This is a genomic window from Bacillus litorisediminis (genome assembly GCF_022808645.1).
GTDB lineage: Bacteria > Bacillota > Bacilli > Bacillales > JC228 > Bacillus_BF > Bacillus_BF litorisediminis.
On record NZ_JAKZKT010000020.1, the window covers coordinates 58,281 to 82,807 of the forward strand.

22 protein-coding genes are annotated in these 24,527 nt (G+C 39.6%); 11 read left to right on the forward strand and 11 right to left on the reverse strand.

Annotated elements, in window-relative coordinates; all coding sequences use genetic code 11:
- The first annotated feature begins 25 nt into the window (after positions 1-25).
- Positions 26-382 (forward strand): large conductance mechanosensitive channel protein MscL, encoded by a 357-nt coding sequence (gene mscL / locus MLE14_RS11995; RefSeq protein ID WP_243298613.1) that lies wholly within the window; start codon positions 26-28, stop codon positions 380-382.
- A gap of 399 nt (positions 383-781) precedes the next feature.
- Here mscL and MLE14_RS12000 read toward each other — a convergent pair whose 3' ends face one another.
- The 3 genes from MLE14_RS12000 to MLE14_RS12010 all read right to left on the reverse strand — a co-directional run bounded on the left by MLE14_RS12000 (position 782) and on the right by MLE14_RS12010 (position 3,438).
- The gene (locus MLE14_RS12000; protein WP_243298614.1) at positions 782-1,102 is read right to left on the reverse strand and encodes an antibiotic biosynthesis monooxygenase; all 321 of its coding nucleotides are present in this window, start codon (positions 1,100-1,102) and stop codon (positions 782-784) included.
- A 173-nt stretch (positions 1,103-1,275) separates the two neighbouring features.
- Positions 1,276-1,452, reverse strand: coding sequence for a hypothetical protein (locus MLE14_RS12005; RefSeq protein WP_243298615.1), 177 nt, complete (start codon positions 1,450-1,452; stop codon positions 1,276-1,278).
- Between the two features lie 30 nt (positions 1,453-1,482).
- Positions 1,483-3,438 (reverse strand): aconitate hydratase, encoded by a 1,956-nt coding sequence (locus MLE14_RS12010; RefSeq protein WP_243298616.1) that lies wholly within the window; start codon positions 3,436-3,438, stop codon positions 1,483-1,485.
- Positions 3,439-3,632: 194 nt separating this feature from the next.
- On the opposite strand from MLE14_RS12010, the gene MLE14_RS12015 reads away from it, so the two are divergent.
- The 3 genes from MLE14_RS12015 to hpaB all read left to right on the forward strand — a co-directional run bounded on the left by MLE14_RS12015 (position 3,633) and on the right by hpaB (position 6,885).
- Positions 3,633-4,028 (forward strand): MarR family winged helix-turn-helix transcriptional regulator, encoded by a 396-nt coding sequence (locus tag MLE14_RS12015; protein ID WP_243298617.1) that lies wholly within the window; start codon positions 3,633-3,635, stop codon positions 4,026-4,028.
- Positions 4,029-5,231, forward strand: a complete 1,203-nt coding sequence (locus MLE14_RS12020) for an MFS transporter (protein WP_243298618.1) — start codon at positions 4,029-4,031, stop codon at positions 5,229-5,231. It begins immediately after the preceding gene.
- A 205-nt stretch (positions 5,232-5,436) separates the two neighbouring features.
- Complete coding sequence (gene hpaB / locus MLE14_RS12025) at positions 5,437-6,885, forward strand: 4-hydroxyphenylacetate 3-monooxygenase, oxygenase component (RefSeq protein WP_243298619.1); 1,449 nt, start codon at positions 5,437-5,439, stop codon at positions 6,883-6,885.
- A gap of 97 nt (positions 6,886-6,982) precedes the next feature.
- Here the strand turns inward: hpaB and MLE14_RS12030 are convergent, their stop codons facing one another.
- Positions 6,983-8,041 (reverse strand): permease, encoded by a 1,059-nt coding sequence (locus tag MLE14_RS12030; protein WP_243298620.1) that lies wholly within the window; start codon positions 8,039-8,041, stop codon positions 6,983-6,985.
- A 359-nt stretch (positions 8,042-8,400) separates the two neighbouring features.
- Between MLE14_RS12030 and MLE14_RS12035 the strand changes: the two genes are divergently transcribed.
- Positions 8,401-11,196, forward strand: a complete 2,796-nt coding sequence (locus MLE14_RS12035; protein ID WP_243298621.1) for a hypothetical protein — start codon at positions 8,401-8,403, stop codon at positions 11,194-11,196.
- 66 nt (positions 11,197-11,262) lie between these two features.
- Complete coding sequence (locus MLE14_RS12040) at positions 11,263-11,880, forward strand: tetratricopeptide repeat protein (protein ID WP_243298622.1); 618 nt, start codon at positions 11,263-11,265, stop codon at positions 11,878-11,880.
- A 58-nt stretch (positions 11,881-11,938) separates the two neighbouring features.
- On the opposite strand, the gene MLE14_RS12045 is transcribed toward MLE14_RS12040, so the two are convergent.
- Positions 11,939-12,490 (reverse strand): ribonuclease H-like YkuK family protein, encoded by a 552-nt coding sequence (locus MLE14_RS12045; protein WP_243298623.1) that lies wholly within the window; start codon positions 12,488-12,490, stop codon positions 11,939-11,941.
- Positions 12,491-12,957: 467 nt separating this feature from the next.
- Between MLE14_RS12045 and MLE14_RS12050 the strand changes: the two genes are divergently transcribed.
- Positions 12,958-14,304 (forward strand): amino acid permease, encoded by a 1,347-nt coding sequence (locus MLE14_RS12050; protein WP_243298636.1) that lies wholly within the window; start codon positions 12,958-12,960, stop codon positions 14,302-14,304.
- 175 nt (positions 14,305-14,479) lie between these two features.
- Here MLE14_RS12050 and MLE14_RS12055 read toward each other — a convergent pair whose 3' ends face one another.
- Together MLE14_RS12055 and MLE14_RS12060 are read right to left on the reverse strand one after the other, a co-directional pair.
- Positions 14,480-15,436, reverse strand: a complete 957-nt coding sequence (locus MLE14_RS12055; protein ID WP_243298624.1) for a Gfo/Idh/MocA family protein — start codon at positions 15,434-15,436, stop codon at positions 14,480-14,482.
- A gap of 175 nt (positions 15,437-15,611) precedes the next feature.
- Complete coding sequence (locus MLE14_RS12060) at positions 15,612-16,151, reverse strand: hypothetical protein (RefSeq protein ID WP_243298625.1); 540 nt, start codon at positions 16,149-16,151, stop codon at positions 15,612-15,614.
- Positions 16,152-16,403: 252 nt separating this feature from the next.
- Between MLE14_RS12060 and MLE14_RS12065 the strand changes: the two genes are divergently transcribed.
- A complete protein-coding gene (locus MLE14_RS12065; protein WP_243298637.1) occupies positions 16,404-17,651 on the forward strand; it encodes a YeeE/YedE family protein in 1,248 nt (415 codons plus the stop codon).
- 117 nt (positions 17,652-17,768) lie between these two features.
- Here the strand turns inward: MLE14_RS12065 and MLE14_RS12070 are convergent, their stop codons facing one another.
- Positions 17,769-17,975 (reverse strand): gamma-type small acid-soluble spore protein, encoded by a 207-nt coding sequence (locus tag MLE14_RS12070; protein WP_243298626.1) that lies wholly within the window; start codon positions 17,973-17,975, stop codon positions 17,769-17,771.
- A 142-nt stretch (positions 17,976-18,117) separates the two neighbouring features.
- Here MLE14_RS12070 and MLE14_RS12075 point away from each other — a divergent pair, with 142 nt between their 5' ends.
- Positions 18,118-18,492: an SLAP domain-containing protein gene (locus MLE14_RS12075; protein ID WP_243298627.1), complete on the forward strand. Its 375-nt coding sequence runs from the start codon at positions 18,118-18,120 to the stop codon at positions 18,490-18,492.
- A 60-nt stretch (positions 18,493-18,552) separates the two neighbouring features.
- Here MLE14_RS12075 and MLE14_RS12080 read toward each other — a convergent pair whose 3' ends face one another.
- From MLE14_RS12080 to MLE14_RS12090, 3 genes are all read right to left on the reverse strand, one after another.
- A complete protein-coding gene (locus tag MLE14_RS12080; protein ID WP_243298628.1) occupies positions 18,553-20,019 on the reverse strand; it encodes a protein adenylyltransferase SelO in 1,467 nt (488 codons plus the stop codon).
- A gap of 173 nt (positions 20,020-20,192) precedes the next feature.
- The gene (locus MLE14_RS12085) at positions 20,193-21,422 is read right to left on the reverse strand and encodes a Bcr/CflA family efflux MFS transporter (RefSeq protein ID WP_243298629.1); all 1,230 of its coding nucleotides are present in this window, start codon (positions 21,420-21,422) and stop codon (positions 20,193-20,195) included.
- Positions 21,423-21,828: 406 nt separating this feature from the next.
- Positions 21,829-22,437, reverse strand: coding sequence for a cell wall hydrolase (locus MLE14_RS12090; RefSeq protein ID WP_243298630.1), 609 nt, complete (start codon positions 22,435-22,437; stop codon positions 21,829-21,831).
- Between the two features lie 713 nt (positions 22,438-23,150).
- Between MLE14_RS12090 and MLE14_RS12095 the strand changes: the two genes are divergently transcribed.
- Together MLE14_RS12095 and MLE14_RS12100 are read left to right on the forward strand one after the other, a co-directional pair.
- Complete coding sequence (locus tag MLE14_RS12095; RefSeq protein WP_243298631.1) at positions 23,151-23,351, forward strand: hypothetical protein; 201 nt, start codon at positions 23,151-23,153, stop codon at positions 23,349-23,351.
- Between the two features lie 372 nt (positions 23,352-23,723).
- Positions 23,724-24,308, forward strand: a complete 585-nt coding sequence (locus MLE14_RS12100; protein WP_243298632.1) for a uracil-DNA glycosylase — start codon at positions 23,724-23,726, stop codon at positions 24,306-24,308.
- Positions 24,309-24,527: the final 219 nt, after the last annotated feature.

Sequence of the window (24,527 nt, forward strand, 5' to 3'; positions counted from 1 at the left end):
AGACTAGTATTTGGAGGTACGTTCAATGTGGCAAGAGTTTAAAAAGTTTGCATTAAAAGGCAATGTATTAGACTTAGCGATAGCAGTTGTTATTGGGACTGCATTTGGTAAAATCGTGTCTTCTCTCGTCCAAGACATCATTATGCCACTGGTTGGGTTATTGGGAGGCGGAATAGACTTTAGCCATCTCGCTTATGGCAAAATTAAATACGGAGTCTTTATTCAGTCCGTAATTGATTTTCTCATTATTGCTTTCTCAATTTTTATGGTGGTTCGATTTTTTAATCGTTTTAAGAAAAAGGAAGAAGCGGCTGCACCTGTTATCGATCATAAAGAAGAGCTATTGCGGGAAATTAGAGATTTGCTGAAAGAAGGAAAATGATAGTCTCAAAATAAACTTAAAGCTTTCGTTATGATAAGAAAAACCGGGCAAAAACCGCCCGGTCCTTTTTTGTAAGTTAAAATAGTAAACTTAATTTGGTGTACTAAGCGGACATGTATTCCGCTAATTTCACAAAAACCACTGTTTTCCTGATGCGATAGGGCATATGTTCCGTTTTTGGCCAAAATCAGCAAAAAATAGCTGTAATTTGCACGAATAACGGAATCAGTGTCCTTTAATTATGGATATCAGCCCTTTTTTTAAACAATAACGGATCCAGTGTCCGCAAACATCTTACCACGCCATACTCAAGCAACTTGTAAATTTATTCTCTTTTAAAGAAACCTGTAATCACAACGAACGATTACAGGTTTCTTTTTTCACACTTAAAAATATCATTTATTTTACAGCCTTTTTGACTGCTTTTACCTCGTACAGCCCGCCTTCTGAACTGACAATATATTCAGGCTTTGGCTGACCTAGTTTGGCTTTATGGCCCGCGATATGAACTTCACTTTTTTCCCACTGCTTCCAATACTCCTCTGATTCCCATCGGATCATAACGATTACTTCTTCTTCTCCGCGCCTAACCTTTTTTACCAGTACACTCAAATCAATAAATCCTTCTTGCTTTTCAACATGGCCCTCCCCGCTAAAACGTTTCACAACCTGGTCCGCATTTCCTTCTGTCACTACCATTTTTCTCATTTGAACAAACATTGAATACATCCCCAATCCTATCATGTAATTACGATTTTAATTGAAAATGATTATCAATGTCAATCAATAAGATATCTCTATTTTTTAAACAAACGTTTGATTAAAATCTTTTAGTTGCCTGAGACTCCAGCGAAAAAAAGACCTTCAAGTCCATGATTGAAGGTCTTTAGCCATCAGTCTAGAATTCGATTGTTTTCATCTACATTAATAAATCTGGGCGGGTCCGGAGAAGCTCCAGGATCGATGTGGCCAGTCCCGCCACAAACCGTACATTTATATTGCCACGATTCATCATCCGCCAGCATGCCAGTGCCTTCACAAGCTCTGCATATTGTATCCCGATTTACCATATAGGTTTTCCTCCTCTTGCTCGATCATTTTTAAACATGACTGTTTTGACGGTCTTTTACCCAATTGATTAGTCCGCCTTTTAACATCATATCGATTTGACGTCCAGATAAGTTGTGCCGAACATCAATCTCGAGTCCTTTTCCTTTAACACGAATACTGAATTCACTGCCTTGCTGAATTTTGGCACGCAAATCAGTAAAAATCAGAACATCGTCTTGCTCCAATTTGTCATAATCTTCTTCATGGACAAATGTAACAGGCAGGATTCCAAAGTTAACTAGGTTTTGCCAATGAATTCGGGCAAAGTCTTTTACTAATGCAACCCGTAAACCTAGATACCTTGGTGCAAGCGCTGCATGTTCACGGCTGGACCCTTGTCCATAATTAAAACCGGCGACAATTGCATGACCGCTTTCATTCCGTAATTTCATTGCTTTTTCGTAATAGTTCTCGTCAATGATTTCAAAGGCAAACTTACTGATTTCAGGCAGGTTACTCCGGTAAGGGAGGACACGAGCGCCTCCTGCTAATATTTCATCGGTTGAAATATTGTCTCCCATCTTTAATAAAATCGGAACTTCTAAGTTATCTTGAAGCTGATCCATCTCTGGAATGGAGGCAATATTTGGACCTTTGTGTAAGTCAACCTTTCTTGCCTCCTCATAGGTAAGCGGCTCATCTAACAAATTTAATTCAAGCGTTGGGTCATCCGGTTCTTTTACCTTCGGATATTCCATATCTAACGATCGAGGGTCCGTAATAACTCCTTTTAAAGCAGACGCAGCTGCAGTCTCAGGACTGCATAAAAACACACTATCTTCTCTCGTTCCGGAACGGCCAGGGAAGTTGCGAGGGGTTGTTCTCAGACTGTTTCTGCCGGTTGCAGGTGCTTGTCCCATCCCAATGCACCCATTGCAGCCTGCCTGATGAAGCCTTGCTCCAGCTTGCAGCAAACTTGCAATATGCCCCTCCTTTACTAAGTCTGTTAACATTTGCCGAGATGTTGGATTTATGTCAAAGGAGATTCCAGGTGCCACCTGTTTCCCTTTTACAATCTCAGCAACTATTGCAAAATCACGATAACCCGGATTTGCGGAAGAGCCAACATAGGATTGATAAATAGGCAGTCCTTCCACTTCCTTAACCGTTACCACATTACCAGGGCTTGAGGGTTTGGCAATCAGCGGCTCTAGCTCAGACAGATTGATTTCTTCATGCAAATCATATGTGGCCCCTTCATCTGCTACCAGCTCCATCCAATCCTCTTCACGTCCCTGCTGCTTTAGAAACCGTCTCACTTCTTGATCTGATGGGAAAACAGTGGCGGTTGCCCCGAGCTCTGCCCCCATATTCGCAATGACATGGCGATCCATTGCTGTTAAACTCTCGAGGCCAGGTCCATAATATTCAATTACACGCCCGACCCCGCCCTTCACATCATGGCGGCGAAGCATTTCGAGAATCACATCTTTTGCACTGACCCAGTCTGGAAGTTTACCAATTAGTTTGACTCCCCAGACTTTTGGCATTTTTACATAAAAGGGTTCCCCCGCAATTGCCATTGCTACATCTATACCGCCTGCCCCCATTGCGAGCATTCCCATACATCCATTTGCACAAGTGTGGCTGTCGGAACCGAGCAGCGTTTTTCCCGGCTTAGCAAGCCGCTGCATATGAACGGGATGACTGACACCATTCCCGGGACGGCTGTAATAAAGCCCGAACCGTCGTGTTGCACTTTGCAAGAACAAATGATCATCTGGATTTTTGCTATCTACCTGAATTAAATTGTGGTCCACATATTGGGCCGATGCTTCCGTTTTCGCATAATCTAGCCCCATAGCTTCTAACTCCAGCATAACCATGGTTCCAGTTGCGTCTTGGGTTAAAGTTTGATCAATTTTTAGCCCTATTTCCTGACCGGGTGTCATTTCACCGGATAATAGATGCGATTTAATAAGTTTTTGGGTAACATTCAATCCCATGTATGTACCTCCTGAATCTTTCCATTTCCTTTTATTGTGCTTTAAATCAGGAAATATATGCTTTTGAAACTAGACATACTTTCATAAATATGTTTATATAATAAAGTTACCCAGGATAACTATTACCCAGGATAACTATTATTTGGAGGTGCTGTACGATCAAAACTTCTCAAAAATTTTTTCATCAGCTCTTGATGCTATACCGTCCGTTTGAAAATAATTTGAATATTCTCCTTAGCAAGCATCAAATTCAAAGGGCTCAATGGACAATCATGTACTACTTATATAATTTTGGTTCTGCTACACTCGTTGAACTTTCTACTTATCAGGGGGTCGAAAAACCCACTATAACGAGAACGATGAACCGCTTAGAAGAAATGGGCTATGTTAAGCAAGTCCCAAGCGAAGACAAACGGGAAAAACCGATGCAGCTGACTGAATTAGGAGTCCAAATCTATAAAGAAGTGCGTCTCACGATTGACGAATTTGAAGAGAACATACTAAAGGGGATCTCGGAAGAAGAACAAATCGAAGTAATTCGTATTATGGGAGAAATCAGAAACCATATATTTCAGAGAGGAGACAGCTAAGTGAATCAGGAGAAGCCCCGACTTTGGACAAAGGATTTTATCATTGTTTCATCTGTTAATTTTTTCTTATACTTAATCTTTTATTTATTAATGGTTACTGTAGCTCTCTATGCAGTTGAGAAGTATCATGCTTCGGAAAGCCAGGCCGGGCTTGTAACCGGAATATTTATTATTGGAACGTTAATCGGACGTCTCTTTATTGGACGAATCATAGATCAAATGGGGTATAAGAAGTTTTTATATATTGGTCTTGCTTTTTTTACTTTAACTTCCTTTTTATATTTTTTTAAATTAGGCATTACTTTTTTGCTGATTAATCGATTCGTTCACGGGATTGCACTTGGGGTGGCCAGTACGGCGACCGGATCCATTGTTGCACGAATTATTCCAGCCGCCCGTAAAGGGGAAGGAATCGGTTTCTACAGTCTAAGTGTTACGCTTGCTACAGCGATTGGCCCATTTATCGGGCTGTTTATGAGCCAGCACACAAGTTATCAAATGATTTTCAGTTTTTGCCTCATATTAGGAATCATTAGTTTACTAATCGGGATTTTTCTCTATATACCAGCTGCTGAGGCTCGATCTAGTGCCTCGGAATTAAAAGGGTTTAAGTTATCTGGCTTTATTGAGCCAAAAGCAGTGCCTATTTCAATTGTCGCTATGATCCTAGGTTTTTGCTACTCTAGCGTTCTTTCGTTTATTAATTTTTATGCAATCGAGCTAGAACTCATTGAGGCAGCCAGCTTTTTCTTTATTGTTTATGCAGCTGCTATCATAGTATCTCGTCCATTCACAGGCCGCTTAATGGATGTTAAGGGTGCGAACTATGTTATGTATCCAGCTTTTGTCCTCTTTGGCGGCGGATTACTGATTTTAAGTACTGCAGAAGTAAGCCTTACGTTTCTATTAGCAGGGATTCTGATTGGTCTCGGATTCGGTAATATGCAATCAGTCACCCAAGCTATTGCTATTAAACTGACTCCGTCCCATCGTATGGGCCTCGCTACTTCTACATTTTTTATATTAATTGATGCTGGGTATGGATTCGGACCTTACCTTCTTGGGTTTGTCATCCCTCTAGCAGGTTACAATTTACTTTATGCCATCCTGGGTGTGACCGTTCTGGCAACAGCCATTCTTTACTTCTTTTTGCACGGACAAAAAGAAACTTCAGCGAGAGCAATCCATAACGGAATCTCATAAATTTCAATTGTAAAACAAAAGAGATTGTCACAAAAGCCTGACAGTGGCTTTTGGGAAGTTTCACAAACACACGAGCCATTTATAATTAAAAGGCTCTTTTTTAATGTATTGCTCAAATCAAATTAGAAATATGGAACAAGCTTACAGTTGGACTAATACAATAAACCATCGGAACTATTTAATTATGGGGGGTGGAGGTGATACCATGGGAGCCATAAACGGTGAAGAATTCATAAACCGATTAAATCAGATGAATACCGAGATTTGGTTTAATGGAGAAAGGCTAAAAGGAAAAATTTCAGAACATCCCGCCTTTAAAGGGATTATTCGGACTAAAGCGTCCCTTTACGATTTACAGCATCACCCAAAGTTTAAGGATGAGATGATATTCCGATCACCAGAAACAGGAGACCCTATCAGTCTTTCGTACTTGCAGCCTAAAACTAAAGAGGATTTAAGAAAAAGACGCAGGATGATAGAACACTGGGCCAGACATACGGGCGGGATGATGGGGAGAACACCTGACTATCTGAACACAGTGATGATGAGTTTGGCCTCTTCTGCGTCCCTGATAAAAGAAAAAGAAAATTGTTTTCCTGACAATATTGAATCCCTATATCAAAGAGCCAGAGAACAAGACCTTTCGTTTACACATACTTTTATTACTCCACAAGTGAACCGTTCCCAATCATATATGTATGATTCTGAAGAGCCAATTGCTGCACGAATTATCGATATAAATGAAAAAGGTATTGTAATAAAAGGAGCACGTTTACTCGCAACACAAGGTGGCTTAACCGATGAAGTTTTGGTGATAAGTGGTCCCGGGTTATATTTTGATCAAGATGAAGCATTTGCGTTTTCCATTCCCTCTGACACGAAAGGTTTAAAATTTATTTGCAGGGAATCTTTTGTTGGCGGAGACTCTCATTTTAATCACCCATTAAGTTCACGATATGAGGAAATGGATTCTATTGTCGTCTTTGATAATGTGATAGTCCCGTGGAACCGGGTATTCTTTTATCACAATATTGAGGTGTCTAACGAATTCTTAGTTAAAAGTTCTTTTCATTCTTTTACTGTGCATCAAGCTGTAACAAGACAAGTAATTAAAACAGAATTTCTGTTGGGCCTTGCCGAACTCCTTGCGGAAACGATTAACGTAGTTGAATACCAGCATATCCAGGAAAAACTATCAGAGATCATCATCGGTCTTGAAACGATGAAGGCTCTCTTAGAGAAGTCAGAAAACGATGCACAATTGGACGAATGGGGATATATGCGGCCAAATATCATTCCGCTTCGGGTTGCAAGTAATGTTTTTCCCCGAATATATCCTCGCTTTTGTGAAATCATCCAATTAATTGGTGCCAGCGGAATGGTAACCTTACCTGCTGAAAAAGACTTTTATTCAGAAATCCGGCCAGATTTAGATCTGTATCTTCAAGGATCCTGCATGAAGGCTGAGGACCGAGTTAAAATTTTTCGTTTAGCCTGGGACCTGACTATGAGTTCATTTGGGACGAGACAAACTCAATATGAACGGTTCTTTTTTGGAGATCCAATTCGATTAGCAAATGGATTATATCAATCTTATCCTAAAACCAAGCTTGTGAAAGCAGTCAGTGATTTCTTAAATTTAAAAGCAGAGTAAAAAACTTCTTCATATTTGAATAAAAACGTTTTAAAAAACCTAGGATTTATGACACTGGCAGGTGCCGAACCCTAGGTTTATGACTTTAATATTGATCTTAAAGAATCATCTTCCCGATGAGCCCGCTTACGATTCCAAGAATAACAACTGAAGCAAGCAAAAACCAAATTACTTTTTTGGGGAAAGATTTAGATACCATAATGACAGAGGGCAGGCTTATTGCCGGTAATGTAATTAACAGGGCAGCAGCAGGTCCACTCCCAAGTCCTAAGGACATAAATGTTTGTATGATTGGAATTTCTGCTGCTGTCGGTATGACAAAAAGCATCCCGGCAATTGCAAATAGAATAATGGCCATTAGGCTGTTTGCTGCTGTGTCACTTAATTCCGGGAATAGCCATACCCGCCCCGCTCCTAATAGCAGAACGGATAATACGTATGCTGGAAGAATATAGAGAACCATACTTGCTAAACTTTTTCCCCATCTTGATAAAAAGCTGCCCTCTTGTTGTGGATCCTTTAAAACCTGATCGTAAACAGGCTCTGCGTCTCTTACCAATCGATTAGCTAAATAACTAACTCCAAATGTTAAAATAAGTCCGAATACAAGACGAATTAACGTGAATTCCCACGATAAAACAAAAGTAATAAAAATAAGTGTTGCCGGGTTAATCATTGGATTTCCAATCCAAAACGCTAAGGCTGCCCCGACAGATACATTCTTTTTACGGAGACCCACAGCCATTGGCGCTGCGCAGCAAGAGCACATCATCCCAGGTACTGAAGCGATACCACCGATCGCAGTACTTCCAAATGACTTTTTGCCGAGTAATTTAAGAAGCCAATGTGTAGGAATTAAAACCTGCAATAAAGATCCTAGCAGAATCCCAAGGACTGCTGCTTTCCATACCGATTGGAAATAAGCCACCGCATAGTCCCAGGCAGTTTGCCATGATGGTGTCATAGTTGATAGATCACCCAATATAGATGATCCAATCGAATGTGTATGGGCCGCTGTTAGGGACTTGTGATAATAAGGCCACCATTTTACATAAAGTAATCCCACAACTGCAATGAGAATAAATGTGACAACAAACCAAATCATTTTTTTTTGATGAGATGTCTGTTGTTCAAGAGTAGTATCTAACTGTGACATGGTAACCTCCTATACGTTAAATCTTTTGGACATATTATTATATCATAGGTAGGATTGAAGTTTATTTAACAAAAAACAAAAGCCTTTCATTAGAAATACATTCGTGTAAATGGGTCGTGACCCCCAGCGCGTTAAAGCATTAACGTGTTAAGGGCACGACCCATTTGATGCTAAGGAATAATCTTTTTTTCCTGTTGACATATGGAATCTGCTTTGAACCTTTAATACAATATATGTCAAATTTCACTGGAAAATTAATGGGAAAAATGGGTGGATATTCCCTTTTTTTAGAAATTCCTATCAATTATGATGGTTTATGTGTTTTTAAATTTAATAGTAATAGAAAGCGAGGGAAAAATTTGAAAGCTAAAGTATCTTTGCATTGGCTTCTTGTGTTAGTTTTAGTCATTTCAGCTATGCTGCCAGGCATGACTGCGGCAAAAGAAAGCCAAAAGAAAATTTCCACTATTTCAGAGCTGGCAGATGCATCCGAGTCGTCTGAGCAAAATGTTAAACAGTTAATGGCAGAGGCAATGGAACAAATCGAAAATTTCCCTGAAATGGATCCGCCTAAAAATAATAAACGGGTGGAATATGCACTGTTTGAGTTACAGGCTGCAGTGGACGGCAATTTTGAAACAAATAATGCAATAAAGGCCGCAACATTTTTTGACCACAGTAAGAATGCATTAGGCATCCTTGAAGCAAACCCGCACATTACCTCTGAAGAAAAGACTCATGTCATTAACACAGTAATTTCAGCAAACAGAATGGTGACGAAAGAATTATTAGCTTTGCTCGACGAAAATATCGACTTATTTTCAAACAAAGATAAAAAGCTTTTAGATCAGGCCCATAAAGAGTATGAAAAAGGGTTAGACTTTGAACATAAAAACAACCGGGAACAGTCCGTTCATTTTTACAAAAAATCATGGATTAGCGCCCAGGAACTCAAAGTAAAAGCAAAACAGCTTCTTGATTCAGATAGCGACGGCGCAACCAATGCTATTGAAGAAAAGATTGGTACAAACAAAGAAAAACCGGATACAGACGGGGACGGATTGTTAGATGGATTTGAAATCCTAAAACTATATACATCCCCGCTTAAACAAGATACAAATAATAACGACACAACTGACAATCAGGAAGATACCGATCAAGACGGATTAACCAATCTTCAGGAACAGGTAGCAGAGACAGATCCGGTCTTAAAGGATTCTGATTCTGACGGATTAGAGGATCGGATTGAACTAGAGGAATTTGGAACGTCTCCTCTATTAAAGGATACAGATCATGATGGTTTAAATGATTTCGAGGAATATCAGGTTGGCAGCGACCCGCATAAAAAAGATTCCGACCGTGACCGCCTATATGATGGACTTGAAAGTTTTACTCAAACCTTTACCGAAAATCAATCTGGAACTATTCTTGAACTTCAGGCACAAGGAGATATTTCACCATACGTCCAATTAAAAAATGTATCCGATTATAGCATTTTCCAAGACGTGTCTGGGGCGGTTTCTGATTTTGTCGAAATAACGGTGGAAAAGGAATTTGAGCAGGCACTAGTCAAAATACCATTCGATGAAAATGATATTCCAAATGGCGACATTGAGAATATCAAAATGTATAGGTATGATAAAGAAAACCACAGTTTTACGCAGCTTGAAAATCAGGAGGTCGACAGAGAAAACGGCTTAATACTGGCAGAGACAGACCAATTTTCAGTATTCACGTTAATCTACACGCCTGATTCACAAAATAGCAAAACTTTAGATCTTTTAAATTCACTTAAGTCTAGCGATTCCTTTCAAATTGCCAATGAGCAGGATGATGCAGATTTCGACGGTGATGGGTTAACATACACTGAAGAATTAGAACAAGGAACCTATATCTACTTTCCTGATACAGATTCCGACGGGCTTAACGATGGACTTGAGGTAGATATAGGAGCTGATCCTTTTACCGGGAATGCCGACGGGGATTCTTATAATGATTTGGAAGAGTATAATAATGGAACAGACCCAGATTTGTACGACAAGGTTTGGACTGATTATGTTCAAGAAGTCTTACTCGGGGCTAGCGTCAATGAATTCGGCGAAACCCTTGTTGATTGGGGCTGGATGGATGAAGAAACATTCAACTCCATTCCGTATTTAATCGGGCAGCTCGTTTCCGGCTACCTTGTCTATGGGGATATCGTTGATTTCGTCGCTAACCTCACCCAAGCTGATATTGGGGACGGTCTATTAGCTGCAGCCGGGGTGATTCCAGTTGTCGGTGATGCCGGAAAAACGATTGCCAAACTCTTAGAATTTGTTAAACGTACAAAAGATAATCTTCCAAAAGCCTATCGAATCATATTAGATGAATTTGGGGACAACCCTGCCATGCTGTCTAGATTGCTGGATGAAATATCTGAAGGAGCAGCTGCTACTTTAAGACGAATGGGTGCTTCTGACCGAATGATTGCACAGCTAGGAAAGCATGGGAATGACCTGCAAAAAATAAGCAGACTAAGCGGTATTAAATTAGGTGACTTAACGCTTGATGCCACGCAAAGAAACATAATAAACCGGCAGATTCGACAGCGTTGGGGTACTTATTTAAATCCTAAAAAAAGGGCAGAAGCTTTTGCTATGGAAGCCGCGATATGGTACTACGAACAGCAAGGCTATAAACTATTATATTCCCAGCGTGATATCAATCCGAACATTCTTACCTCTCAAGGGCCTGATATTGTGATGAAAAGCCCGACTGGAGAACCATTGATTATTGAAGCCAAAGGGTCACACTCGGAAAAAGGTAAATTGAACGACGGGAAAGAGAAGCGTTCACGACTTGCATCTAATGTAGGAGGACAGCTTCGCTATTATCTAGACAGAGAATGGATGACTGTCAATAGCCAAAACAGATACATGGATGCTTTTGAAAGAGCCATCGCTAACGGAACCATCAGTCCGGAAGAGAGAGAAGCCTATAATCTCTTAAAAAACATCATTGATAATGGTGCTCCATACAAGAGTTCTGTTGTTTATGGCGGTATTCGAGATGCCAGGTCTGTTATTGAAGCGGGCAGAAAGATTGATGAGTATTTAGAAAATGTAATAAAGGATACTCAATCTTTAGATTTCATTATCATTCGCAATCTGTAATCAGTGATTTCACAGGAAGGGAGAAGAACTCCCTTCTTTTCTGTCATCATCATAGGAGAGGATTATATGACCAAAGAAATAAAAGTGAATGCAGAAAAATTGCACTGGAAAAAAAATTTTTTGGACTCTATTGGCCCCACATCCTGGTCTGATTATGAAGCCTACGCAAGATGTTTATTCTATTTAGGAGAAAAAGAAGAAGCTAAAGCTTATTTTTTAGAAGCGGCCAAACGAATTGAAAAACTGATGGCTGTTTTTGAAAAAGAAAATCAAAAAGAATTTGCTCGTGTACAGCTGATTCAAGCCAATTATTACCGCCTGGCAGGTGAGAAAACGCAAAGCATCGAGCGGTATGATGAAATCCAGGAACTGCTGAAATCGATGTTTGAGAAGGATTATGAAGGTGATCAGAAAAAAGGGATCTCTTTATTAAACAATCTCAGCTATTGCTATTTCTTTTTAGAGGATTACGAGCAATCCATCCATTATGGAAAGATGGTAACAGAATGGTACCCTATCTCTCTGGGCTATTCGGAAGGAATTTTCCATTCTGAAAAAAAACAAATTGAATCTACTTTAAATTATGTAATAAAGCAAATAAAAAAAGAAAATAGTGTCCCTTACGACACAGGAGCCGAAGTAAGTCTATGGGATTGGTATGAAATCGGGAAAAAACTGCTATGAAATAAAACAAAGGGACGGTTCTTCTGTTTCATTTGAAACAGAAGAACCGTCCCTTTGTTTATTTTGTATATCGGTTTGCATAGCTCGATGCTACAAGGGAGTCTGGTTTGATTTTTGCTTGTATTCCATGTGCCTCTATTCTCGCTACCATTTCTGAAACAAATTCTCTTGTCTTATTCCTCTGTCCTTTGCCGATGTCCAAGTGACCCTCCATTGTTAAACTTGCTCCTTTATAAACATGCGGCAGAACAATTTCGATTAGCTCATTTTTCAATTCATCGTTAAACATAAAGGCAACCTGTTCGGTTAACGAAGTTTCAATGGAAATCTTTTGATGTAAATTACGGATAGGATTTGGATATACCAATTTTCGATAGCAAGCCCATGCCCCTCTTCCCACTCTTTGGATAACGATGCCCGTTATAAATACGGTCTCTTTTGAATAGACATGAGAATCGGTTCCAATCATGAGCCTATAATTGCCCATAGGCTCCTGCCTCATAAAGGAAACAATGCGAAAATACACATCCTCAAAGGTTAAATTCGAATCCGATAAATTTTTAAACGTCAGCGGCCGGTTAGCAAAGAAAGTGTCTTTCAGTGCTTCCATCTCCTTTTGTCGTTTTTTATCCAGTTAAAAGCTTATCCTTATATTAAGAAAATATGTTAAAAATGCAGGCAAATGTGCTAATTAACCAAAAACATAAATTTAGTTAACAATATTTTAAGATATTTAATGAGAATTTCATGGGGTTTTTATATGATATTCAGCCTTTTAAGCAAGTGTCAGGGCAATTCCCCCGCTTTTTTAAGGCAATAAAGGATGGTACCATATTAGATAGCCAAATAGGTTCCGTCCTTTATCAGCTTAAGCACAGATCCCTTGTCCCACTTAGTCTCTCTTTTCAGAGTATATAAAATTGAAAAAGCAGAAAGATAAACAGTGCCTGTTCAAGGATTAACAGGGACATACAACTGACAATAAGGAAGTGGAACCGTCCCTGTGCTTCCTAATATTTTAATGAAATTTTGGAATATTAAGCTACAGGCATTGAAATGAGGAGTGTGGAAAAATTAATGCAGGAAGGAAAACTAGAAAGAGGTCTAAAAAATAGGCACGTACAACTAATCGCTATTGGCGGGGCAATCGGCACAGGATTATTTCTTGGGGCAGGAAAATCCATACATTTAGCGGGACCATCAATATTATTTGCTTACTTGATTACAGGAATATTTGCCTTTTTAATCATGCGCTCACTTGGAGAACTGCTGTTAACCAATTTAGAATATAATTCTTTTATTGACATTGTCCAAGACTATTTAGGCAATTTGCCGGCGTTTATCACCGGCTGGACCTATTGGTTTAGCTGGACTACAATCGCAATGGCAGACTTAACCGCAGTTGGAGTCTATACCCAGTATTGGCTTCCAGATGTTCCACAATGGATTCCAGGACTTATAGCACTAGTTATCTTGCTAATGATGAACCTTACAACCGTAAAACTATTTGGCGAAATGGAATTCTGGTTCGCATTAATTAAGGTCATCGCGATTATAGCTCTAATTGTCATTGGGATTTTCATGATTTTAAGAGGTTTTTCTACTGATGCGGGGCCAGCCAGTTTCACAAACCTCTGGACTCATGGGGGGATGTTCCCAAATGGAATGACAGGCTTTATTCTCGCTTTCCAGATGGTAGTGTTTGCGTTTGCTGGCGTTGAACTTGTAGGTCTGACAGCTGGAGAAACAGAGAACCCGGAAAAAGTAATTCCGCAAGCTATTAACAATATTCCAATTAGGATTTTAATTTTTTACATTGGCGCACTAACTGTCATCATGAGTATTTATCCGTGGACAGCCGTCGATCCGCTCGAAAGCCCATTCGTCCAGGTCTTCGTGGCGGTTGGAATCGCTGCAGCTGCAGGCATCATTAATTTTGTCGTTTTAACATCCGCTGCTTCGGCAGGTAACAGCGCCATTTTTAGTACAAGCCGGATGATGTACTCACTTGCCAAAGAAAAAAATGCACCTGAACGATTCTCAAAATTAAATAACCGTAAAGTGCCTTCCAATGCGTTGTTCTTTTCAACAGCAGTCATTCTAATTACCGTAGTATTGAACTATATAATGCCAGAAGGAGTATTTACGCTGGTTTCAAGCGTGGCTACTGTTTGTTTCATTTGGATTTGGGGAATTCTTGTCATCTGTCATATGAAATATCGCAAAACAAGACCAGAACTCGCGAAAGCAAACAAATTTAAAATGCCGCTTTATCCATTGACAAATTACTTGACCCTCACCTTCCTGGCCTTCATTATAGTCGTCCTGGGGCTTGCTGAAGACACTCGTGTTGCCTTATTCATAACTCCGGTTTGGTTTATTTTGCTGATGGTGATTTATAGGTACGGGGGGAGAAATAGTTAGGGGACAGTTCTTACAAGGGACAAAAACGGAAGTTACGCGAACAAAAAGGCACAACTAGAGGTTGATTTCTAGTTGTGCCTTTTTTCTATCTATACACAAGATCTGATCGCATAAAATTTGATTGCGCTGAGAAGAATGAAGTGACGCCACCGGTCTTAAGTTTCAGCCATAGCGGTTAGCGATTTTGTTCTTCTTCTTCCTCCCATATGAAAGCAAGCGAAGAACCTTCCCTTTGTTCAAGAGTTTGAACAATTTTTTCAGCAATTAGGTGACCTTGCAAATCTCGGTCATAACCGTTGTAAAATTCTGGTCCAATCTTTACCGCTTCCAAGAAAGCGGTGATGATTCCATAAAATCCCCTTTTATGGAGCATAGGCTCCCAGTCGTTATACCCATGATCTAAAATTTGCTTTTCTTTATGTGTGTAAATCTCGTTTACATTTTTCACAATTCTTGTTTTATGACGACTCATTACTTCCACTTTTTCTTCAGTAGTCCCTGCTTCACGATTCATTACTCCAATTGCTGTTCCCTGCTCTGCTTCAAGCTGAAGAATTACGTGATGCAAAAGTCCATCCACTTGCTTCCCGCGAATCATTATGTTGTTAATTTGGTATGGAAACAAATACAGTAAGGTGTCGATGACATGGATAAAGTCATCAAATACAAACGTACGTGGATCAGCTGCGAGATGGCTGCGATTTTTTTGCATAATGATCAGATTAGGATCCTCTATTTCCTTCAGCTTTTGATAGGGTGGGGCATACTGGCGATTGAAACCTACCATCAATATTAAACCTTTGTTTTTTGCCTTTTGAATTAATCTTTCAGACGAATCACCATCGAACGTAATTGGCTTATCAATATAAACATGAATATTGTGGTCGAGAAGCTGATCAATAATCTCCTCATGAGAGTCAGTTGAAGAATGTACAAAAGCAGCTTCTATTCCACTATTTAATAACATATTTATTTCAGTATATGTATCTCTAATTTTGTATTTGGCTGCAATTTCTTTTAAGGTTTTTTCATTTCTAGTACATACATGGAGCTCTATCCCTTTTATTTGAGTTAATACCGGAAGATAGGCTTTTTTAGCAATATCTCCAATCCCAATCATCCCAACTTTCATGTAATCACCTCTACTTATTTTTTCTGAATCAGGTTCTAGCATATAAACATTCAATACTCCCAATACTTGATGCACTACTTATACAGTAGCATATCACCTTCCACACTAGTTAATTTAAAATGCACGGGCAGGATCTTGTTTGACACAGGAACCCGCCCTTGTGTCCGTAAGAGGCTTAAGGCGTAGGATCGGGGCAAGGTGTAACAGTTAGCTGATTATCTGGAACCGCTACTTGATTATAAGAGAAACCTGCGGGTAACCCAAGATTATTAAAACCTGTAGATATAAAAGAGATTACATCACTTATTCCAACGTCAGGATTTTCAACAAAAGTTGCATTAAAAACAAGTTCATTTCCCTCTTCATCTGTTCCAGTCCCAGATACATTTAAGAAAATCCGATTATCGATTGTTGTACAAAAAACAGATTCTATATTTGTTGCTGTAAAGGTGTTGGAACCTACTTGAGTAAAAAAAGTACTCCTGGCAATTTGACAGTTATTGGGACAAATAAATCCCGTTGCAATAATTACACCCAAATTAACGTTTATTTCGGCTGTACATCCACAGGTTTCATCAACTGGTTCTGGCGGGACACCATCTCCACACGAAACATTTATATTTATAATCGGTTTAAAAATAGGATTAAACTTGTTTGAAGGCTCATACTCAATCTCAGTTTTAATCTTTTTATCCGAATACTTCTTCTTCGACATTCAAATCCTCCTTCCTTACACTAAAATATTCAGGCATAAAAAAATCGCCCTATGTACTTGTCCCATATTTTGAAACAAGGGTGAAACAAGGGGACGGTTCTTTTGTTTCAAAATCAATAAAATGAATCTTTCCCTTTTTCCGAATCACTAATTTGACTATCTATTTAAATTGTATTAGTATATGTAAGTCATGAAATCCGACTAAATTTATCGGTTAAGGGGTGAATAACATTGTCACAAACAACATTAGATATGACATCACAAATCAATCAAAAATCAAGAAATCATAGATCCACTACCTATGTTACAGATCTTAGTCCTATGCAAAAGAAATTAGTCGCAACAGGCATTTTAGCTTCTCTTATTCTACTAATCTCTATTGTTCAAGTGGCTAACTGGACACAAGGTGTACTATTTATTATTGGGCTTTTACTTGGAGCGACATTACTGTATGCCCGCTTTGGATTTACCTCTGCATTCCGCAGACTGGCTTCTGTTGGAAATACGCAAGGAATACAAGCTCACATGTTAATGCTGGCTATCGCATCGACTTTATTTGCAATTATCTTGAGTTCGGGTTTTAGCTTTACTGGAATTACACCGACTGGGTATGTATCACCTGTTGGAATAAGCGTGTTGGTAGGTGCCTTCCTTTTTGGAATTGGGATGCAGCTCGGAAATGGATGTGCCTCAGGAACCTTATATACTCTAGGCGGAGGATCTTCTTCAATGCTCTTAACCCTAGTCTCCTTTATCGCAGGTTCAACCCTTGGGGCTTATCATTTTACATTCTGGATGAGCACTCCTTCCCTTGCTCCGATTTCCCTGGCTGAGACAACCGGCCTCGGTTACTTTGGCGGATGGGTTATTCAAATGGCAGTATTTGCAGCTATTTACTGGATTGCAGTTAAAATTGCGAAAAAGAAAAACCCGCCAATGATAAAGCCTCTTCCGACAACAACAGGCTGGAAAAAAGTGCTGCGCGGTTCTTGGCCATTATTTGCTGCAGCCATTATTTTAGCCGTGCTAAACGCTTTAACCCTGACGGTCAGAGGGACTCCATGGGGAATTACGTCTGCTTTCGCACTATGGGGCGGAAAATTCCTAAACGCTACAGGTGTAGATGTTTCAAGCTGGGGCTATTTTTCAGGAGCAAATGGAGAGGCTCTTAAAGCTAACGTGTTAGCTGATTCTACCAGTGTTATGAACTTTGGAATTATGCTAGGTGCATTTATTTCAGCATCTTTCCAAGGAACCTTTAAACCAAAAAAGATAAAGCCAGGTGTAGCAGGGGCAGCCATCCTTGGCGGACTTATGATGGGATATGGCGCTCGCCTTGCCTTCGGTTGTAACATCGGTGCCTACTTTGGCGGAATCGCCTCCTTTAGCCTCCATGGATGGGTATGGATGGTCATGGCACTTCTAGGCACCTTCCTTGCTCTGCGAATTCGCCCATTATTCGGAATGAAAAATCCAAGTTCAAAAGATTCATTTTGTTAAGTGAAACTAAGGGACGGTTCTTCTGCTTCATAGAAACAGAAGACCGTCCCCTTTACATTTTTTTATTAAAGTATTGGATGAAACGAGAGAACCGTCCCTCTGTTTCGACCTCTGACATTACTTCAAGCCCTGATTCTTCCGTTTAACTTGCTCAACATCGGTGTCACTATAAATAGACGTTCCGTGTCCGCCGGTTGTTTTGGCGAGCCATTCTTTTACTTCGTTATAAGACATGCCTGAGTTGGCAATTTTCCTTTTAACTTCATTGATGTTTGTACCCACTATTGTAAAATGTTCATATTCTTGACTGTTATTTTCCTTCATTATAAACACCTCCATATTCTTTTCTTCCTATTTTCTCTATAAACAGAGTTTTTATTAGGGAAGGAGTAAATCTAAGATCAACTGCTATTTCATTAGACAAATGATAGAATGAACATAAATCTAGGAAACGAGGTATCCATAGATGCAGACGCTTAAGTTCGAATCTTCATGGGATAAAACGATTTCTGCAAAAGATCGCCAAAAAATTGAACATGTTTTTAAGAATACCAGCATTTCGAAGCATACAAGTATCGAATTCACGCCTTTATGGCAGGCGGTAAATTATAAGGGAGAATTATTGGTAACCGTACTTGTCCAAAACTTTAGTAAACATCCCCAATCATTTCACAATAAAAAACTGCGCTATGCAGAAGACAATGAAATGGTAGCAGAGCATTTATTTACCCTTCCAGCACTGGTTATTGAACCTGAAACGAGCATGCCCTGGACTTTTATTTTTCCTGCTGAAAGCTTACGCCAACCAATGTTTAAAACGGGTTATCTAGAATTGATCTGAAACAATGGTGAAACAAAGGGACGGTTCTTCTGTTTCAGAAACAGAAGAACCGTCCCTTTGTTATGTTCCGCAAAAAGTTTGGTAAGGAATATTTGATGGTTCTGGAAGTGTACAATATTCTTCTTGTTCGGGAGTGTACGCAAACGGTTTAGAAAGTACGTCAAGCAATCGCTCCATTACACTGTAGTCCCCTTTTTCCACTGCGGCTTCCAGTGCTTCTTCTACCCGGTGGTTCCGGGGGATGACTGCAGGATTATTGTTCCGCATGAGCTGATATGCTTCATCTTTAGACTCCTTCTGCCTCCCTTGTCTCGCCTGCCATTGCTCATACCATTCTTTAAATTCAGGAGCATTAAACAAATCTTCACCCTCAGGTCTATCAAGCGTTAATGCCCGGAAAGTATTAGTATAATCAGCATTATACTTTTGCATCATACTGAGAAGACTTTGTACAAAAGCTTCATCCTGTTCCTCTTCATCGAATATCCCTAGTTTTGCTCTCATCCCAGTCAGCCAGTTCGTCTTATATAACTCACCAAATTTTGAAACCTCCTCCTGGGCCAGCTCCACCGCTTTTTCTTGATTTTCATGAAGAAGCGGCAGTAACGATTCAGCAAACCGGGCCAGATTCCAACCGCCAATATACGGCTGATTGCCATACGCATAACGCCCTTGTCTGTCGATTGAACTGTATACCGTCGCCGGATCATACGTATCCATAAACGCACAAGGACCATAATCAATCGTTTCCCCGCTAATCGTTATATTATCGGTGTTCATAACTCCATGGATGAAGCCAACCAGCTGCCATTTGGCTATCAAATATGCCTGACGCTTGATTACTTCTTTAAAAAAGGAAAGATACCGATTTCCATTAGCTTCTATTTCCGGATAGTGGCGTTCGATCGCGTAGTCAGCCAGAAGCTGAAGCTCTTCCAATTCACCCCATCTGGCCGTATATTGAAAGGTACCCACCCGAAGATGACTGGAAGCTACGCGCGTGAGAATAGCACCAGGTAATTCCGTTTCACGAATGATGTTCTCACCTGTTGTTACCACTGCCAGACTGCGAGTCGTCGGAATACCCAGGGCATGCATCGCTTCACTTATAATATATTCACGAAGCATCGGTCCAAGGGCTGCCCGCCCATCCCCTCCTCGGGAATATGGTGTTCTGCCCGAACCCTTGAGCTGGATATCAAACCGATCTTTATGAGGAGTAATTTGCTCTCCAATCAGCATGGCCCGCCCGTCTCCGAGCATCGTAAAATGACCGAATTGGTGTCCCGCATAGGCTTGAGCAAGAGGTGAACCACCCTCGGGAACCTGATTGCCAGCAAGTACAGCTACCGCTTCCTCACTTTTTAGCGCCTCGGGGTTCAACCCAAGGGTTGTAGCCAAAGGTTCGTTCAACACCGCCAATTTCGGTGAGCTTACAGGGTTTGGCGTCAAACTGTTATAAAAAAATTTAGGCAACTGGGAATAGGTATTATCAAAATTCCATCCTATTTCATTACGGTTTGTCATTGTATCCCCTTTTTCTTTCACTTTTAAATAAAAACACCATATAGATTTGGTTTTTTTATAGTAGATGACTCTTATTTAATGTTTGCTTATACCATTTTATTATACCCTTCCTTGTGCATTCGATGGCACAAATGTGGCTTTACTTGTCACTTTTTCATAAAAAAATGAAAGGATTACCCTTTCATCTCTAAAGTCAGACTTGTTCCCGATATTTTTTCCCTGGTTAATGTAAAAAAGGCAATGGAACCAATAAGAGTTGTTGTAAATATGATAGCTCCCATCGGAACTGCGGTTGTCTCATTAATCCCTACAAGGGGAGCAACCATCGAACCGATTGATAATGGGAATAGACCTAATACCGCACTTGCACTGCCGGCCCGATGTCTCTGGTTCCGCATCGCAAGTGTAAAGGAGCTCGTTGCAATCATGCCCATACAGGTCATGAAAATAAAAATAGGGATTACAATAGTGGCTAATGGCCCCTGAATAATGGTCATCGCAAGAAGTATCGAGGTTACACTGATCGCAATGATGACTGCCACCCGAAGCAGGCTTCTTTCATGAAAAGTTCCGCTCAGGCGTCCAACAAGGAAACTGCCTGTGATAATCGCTAAACCGTTGATTCCAAACAAAATACTGAAAACTTGCGGGGAAACCCCATAGATTCCCTGGTATACGAAAGGAGTACCTGATACATAAGCAAAACAGCCCCCTTGAATAAACCCTAGAGTTAGGGCGTAGCCAATAAAAGACCGATCTTTTAACAAGCTTCCTATCGTACGAACAGAATGTCCGAACGAGCTTGGCGTCCGTTTCTCTAACGGTAATGTTTCTTTTAATTTAAAAGTAATCGTAAGGACAATAAAAATTCCAAGCATGCTTAAAAAATAAAATATCGTATGCCAAGTGGCAAATGGCATTAGTAATACTGCTCCTCCTGCCATTGGCGCAATCATAGGTGCCGTTGTATTAATGACCATTAAAAGTGCAAAAAATTTCGTGAGTTCTCTTCCGCTGAATACGTCTCGTACTACAGCACGGGAAAGAACAATTCCTCCCGAAGCCGTAAAACCCTGTAAAAATCTTGCTGCAACTAAAGTAGTTATATTTGGAGCAAGAGCACATAACAGCGATGATAATGAAAATAAGAAAATCGATATCAGTAAAGGCTTCCTTCTCCCATGGGCATCACTAATGGGTCCAAACACTAACTGGCCTAATGCGAGTCCAGTCAGACAAGCAGTTAAAGAGAGTTGAACAAGTGATGCACGTACCCCTAAATCATCGGCAATTTCAGGGAAACTCGGCAAATACATATCTATATTGAACGGTCCTAACATTCCTAACATACTAAGCAGAAAAGCAAGTGCTAACCGCTCTTTCCCTGTAGGATTCTGAAGCATAACTCTCTTGCACCCTCTCCTATTAATCTCTCTCTATAAATCACTTTCTCAAAATCATTTCCTTTATCACTTTAATCAATTAGTACAAAGTATAATACATTTGCTTGCAAATAGTAAGCAGGAAGACTTATGAAACATAGGGACGGTTCTCCTGTTTCATTATCTTGAAACAGGAGAACCGTCCCTATGTTGTCTTAACGTAGAAATTTACACTCGAAAATTTTTGTCCCTTTTCCAAAAAAGATACATTTGCATTTACTGTAAAGTGAACCATCATGAAAGGGGAGGAAAACACCATTAATAAGTGCATCTCATCCCGTTAGTATCTAAACCCTTGATTCAAGGGACGTCGTCTCATCTTCTATATCTGAAAAAACACAGGCTTTGGCTTTAAGCTATACGTTTTTTAAATAGCGAATGCATGATTACCTATGGTCTTTACAGTCTCACGAGTAAAAATCCAATCACTTGTTGCCGTCTCAGGGTTATAAAAATATAGTAATTCTTCACTGTTTCCTTCATCCTGTGCTTGATCCACTAAAGCCTCGTGAACTGCTTTATACGCTTCCTTGTCAGCCGGTTCATTGATGGAACCATTTAAAATAGGTTCAAATGCATTCTTTTCATAAATAACTTCCTTTACCGTATCTGGAAACTGATGGTGTTCAACGCGGTTCAGCACAACTGTTGCAACTGCCACTTTTCCTACATATGGCTCACCTTTGGCTTCGGCGTGAACAAGTCGGGCAAGCAGCTTTATTTCTTCAGGCGAAATTGTTAGGCCATTATACATTTTAAGAAATGTATCCTTCTTTTCAATTAAAGCCGCTGGGGAAACAGATTTTTCTTCCTGGTCCATTAATTTAGTTCCATACCCATTGCTTTGGTATAGCAAGCTTAAGCTGTCTTCAGTATTTGCCCTATTTTCTGACTCAGCTTTTATTTGAGGAGAAATCACAGTATAAGAAGCAATTACAAGTGTAATTATGTTAAATAAAAATAATATTTTTTTCATTTTGTCAATACCTCCTGTTCACTTTTTTTATAAAAACAGGCCATCTGTTAGGGTAACAGGTATACAAGCTTAAAACATTAGTGAACTATTGGAAGATCTGCCAAAACACAACACAGGGACGGTTCTCTTGTTTCGTTCTGAAACAAGAGAACCGTCCCTTCATATGCATCCATTACAGTGAATATTCGGCAGAAAATGACAAATAATGAAAAAGATATAGAGTTATTATATTAAGGAGTCAATGATGATTGGGTTACCCTTCGCAATTTTTTTAACTTTATCTATTTCCCTTTTCTTCTTTTTTCAAAGAAAACCCTTTAATTTTATACAGAATTCTATTAATTATATGGTTGTTTCCATTTTAACAACCAATGTTTTCACAATCTTAGCATTGAATTTGAAGCTGATGAATACAACAGAAAATCCTTATTTATTTCCCGCTTTTATACTTTATCGGGATGTTATCATTCCACTGCTTATACTGATTGTAATTAATATTTTCTATACAAAATTCACTTTAAAAAAGAAGGTATTTTATTTTCTTTTTATTTTTGCTTGTTTGATTGGAATTGATAAATTATTAATCTTTTTCAACGTCCTGGAATTTACAAAATGGAATTTCTACTATAATGCTGCCGTTCACTGTTCTTTTATATTGATCGGATTAGGGATTGCAAAAATGGTTTTGTATGTTTCCAAAAGGAGTTCTGGGCATGATAGTCATATATGAAAAATCATTCGATTGGAACGAATGGTTTGTTATTATTTCCATATTATTATTAAATTTACTGATTTTAATCACCCCCAAAATTTTCTCTTTGATTGAGGGAATGGCTCATTATATATTTGGGATAATGGTTGTCCATTTTTTGACCATACCACAAGCGTTAAACCATGGGATTTATACGATGTAAATGACAATTCGTACTATCAGCTCATGGACTTTTCCTATTATGTAATGAATGGTTCAATTAGCTATTTTTTTATTTATTTATATTCAAAACTAGGAATCAAAGGGTACCAAACGATTCTCTACATCTATATTTGGTCCATCATCGCCTTACTCCTTGAATGGATCGGAGTAAAAATCGGCCTTTTTCACTATGACAAAGGTTATAAAATGTACTGGTCTTACCCTATCTACATGCTAGTCCAAACCATCCAAATTATTTTTTACCACAAAATCAAAAAATGAAACGCAGGGACGGTTCTTATGTTTCATATCTTGAAACATAAGAACCGTCCCCATGTCTCAACCCATGTCTCAAGAGAAGGAGGAAAACCAGTTGTCTGATTTTTGCGCCTCATTATGGCCAGAAGAAGCAACACCAGAAGATCTGATCAATTGCAGCGAATGTGGTCTTGATCAACATGGTTCACGGATGGTTTGGGGCGAGGGGAATCCAGAAGCGCCAATCATCATTCTATTAGACAATCCCGGGGCTCGTGAGGATCGGGAAAATAAACCCTTTGTCTGCGGGACAAGGCAAACGTTACAACGGGCTGCCAATCAGGTTGGGTTAAAAGTCGATGACTTATATGTAACCTATGTTTTAAAAAGAAAACCTACACGAGCATATGATAAAGAACAAACAAGAAAAGTTTGCATGAATCACTTTAAACAACAGCTTCAGTCAAAGCAGCCCCAATTAATTGTCTGTCTTGGAAATATTGCTGTGCAATCCTTCTTTGAGAATCCGGAAACAGATGTTAAATCATTGAGAGGCAGATTCCATCATGTCCATGGGTACCAAACAACCGCAGCCTACCACCCTTTAGCTGTCCGCCGACGCCCTAACCTATGGCCATTATTTTTAGAGGATTGGCAACTAGTGGCAGACCTTTATTTTAATCAAGGACCTTACAGGTAAACAATTCCTAAACTAAAAATATGATCCCTATCATAAAACAGCAGGAAAAAGCCCCGTCTGTTTATACGGTATGGGATCATTTCATATCTAAATGTTTATTGCAAAATAAAAGTGCAGAGCTTTGCAAAGAAAAAATGCAGAGACCTGCACTTATTTTGTTAGGTGCATAAAAAAAGACTTGCCAGCCACCCCAAGTCCCTCTACTGTAATTGGTGTCGA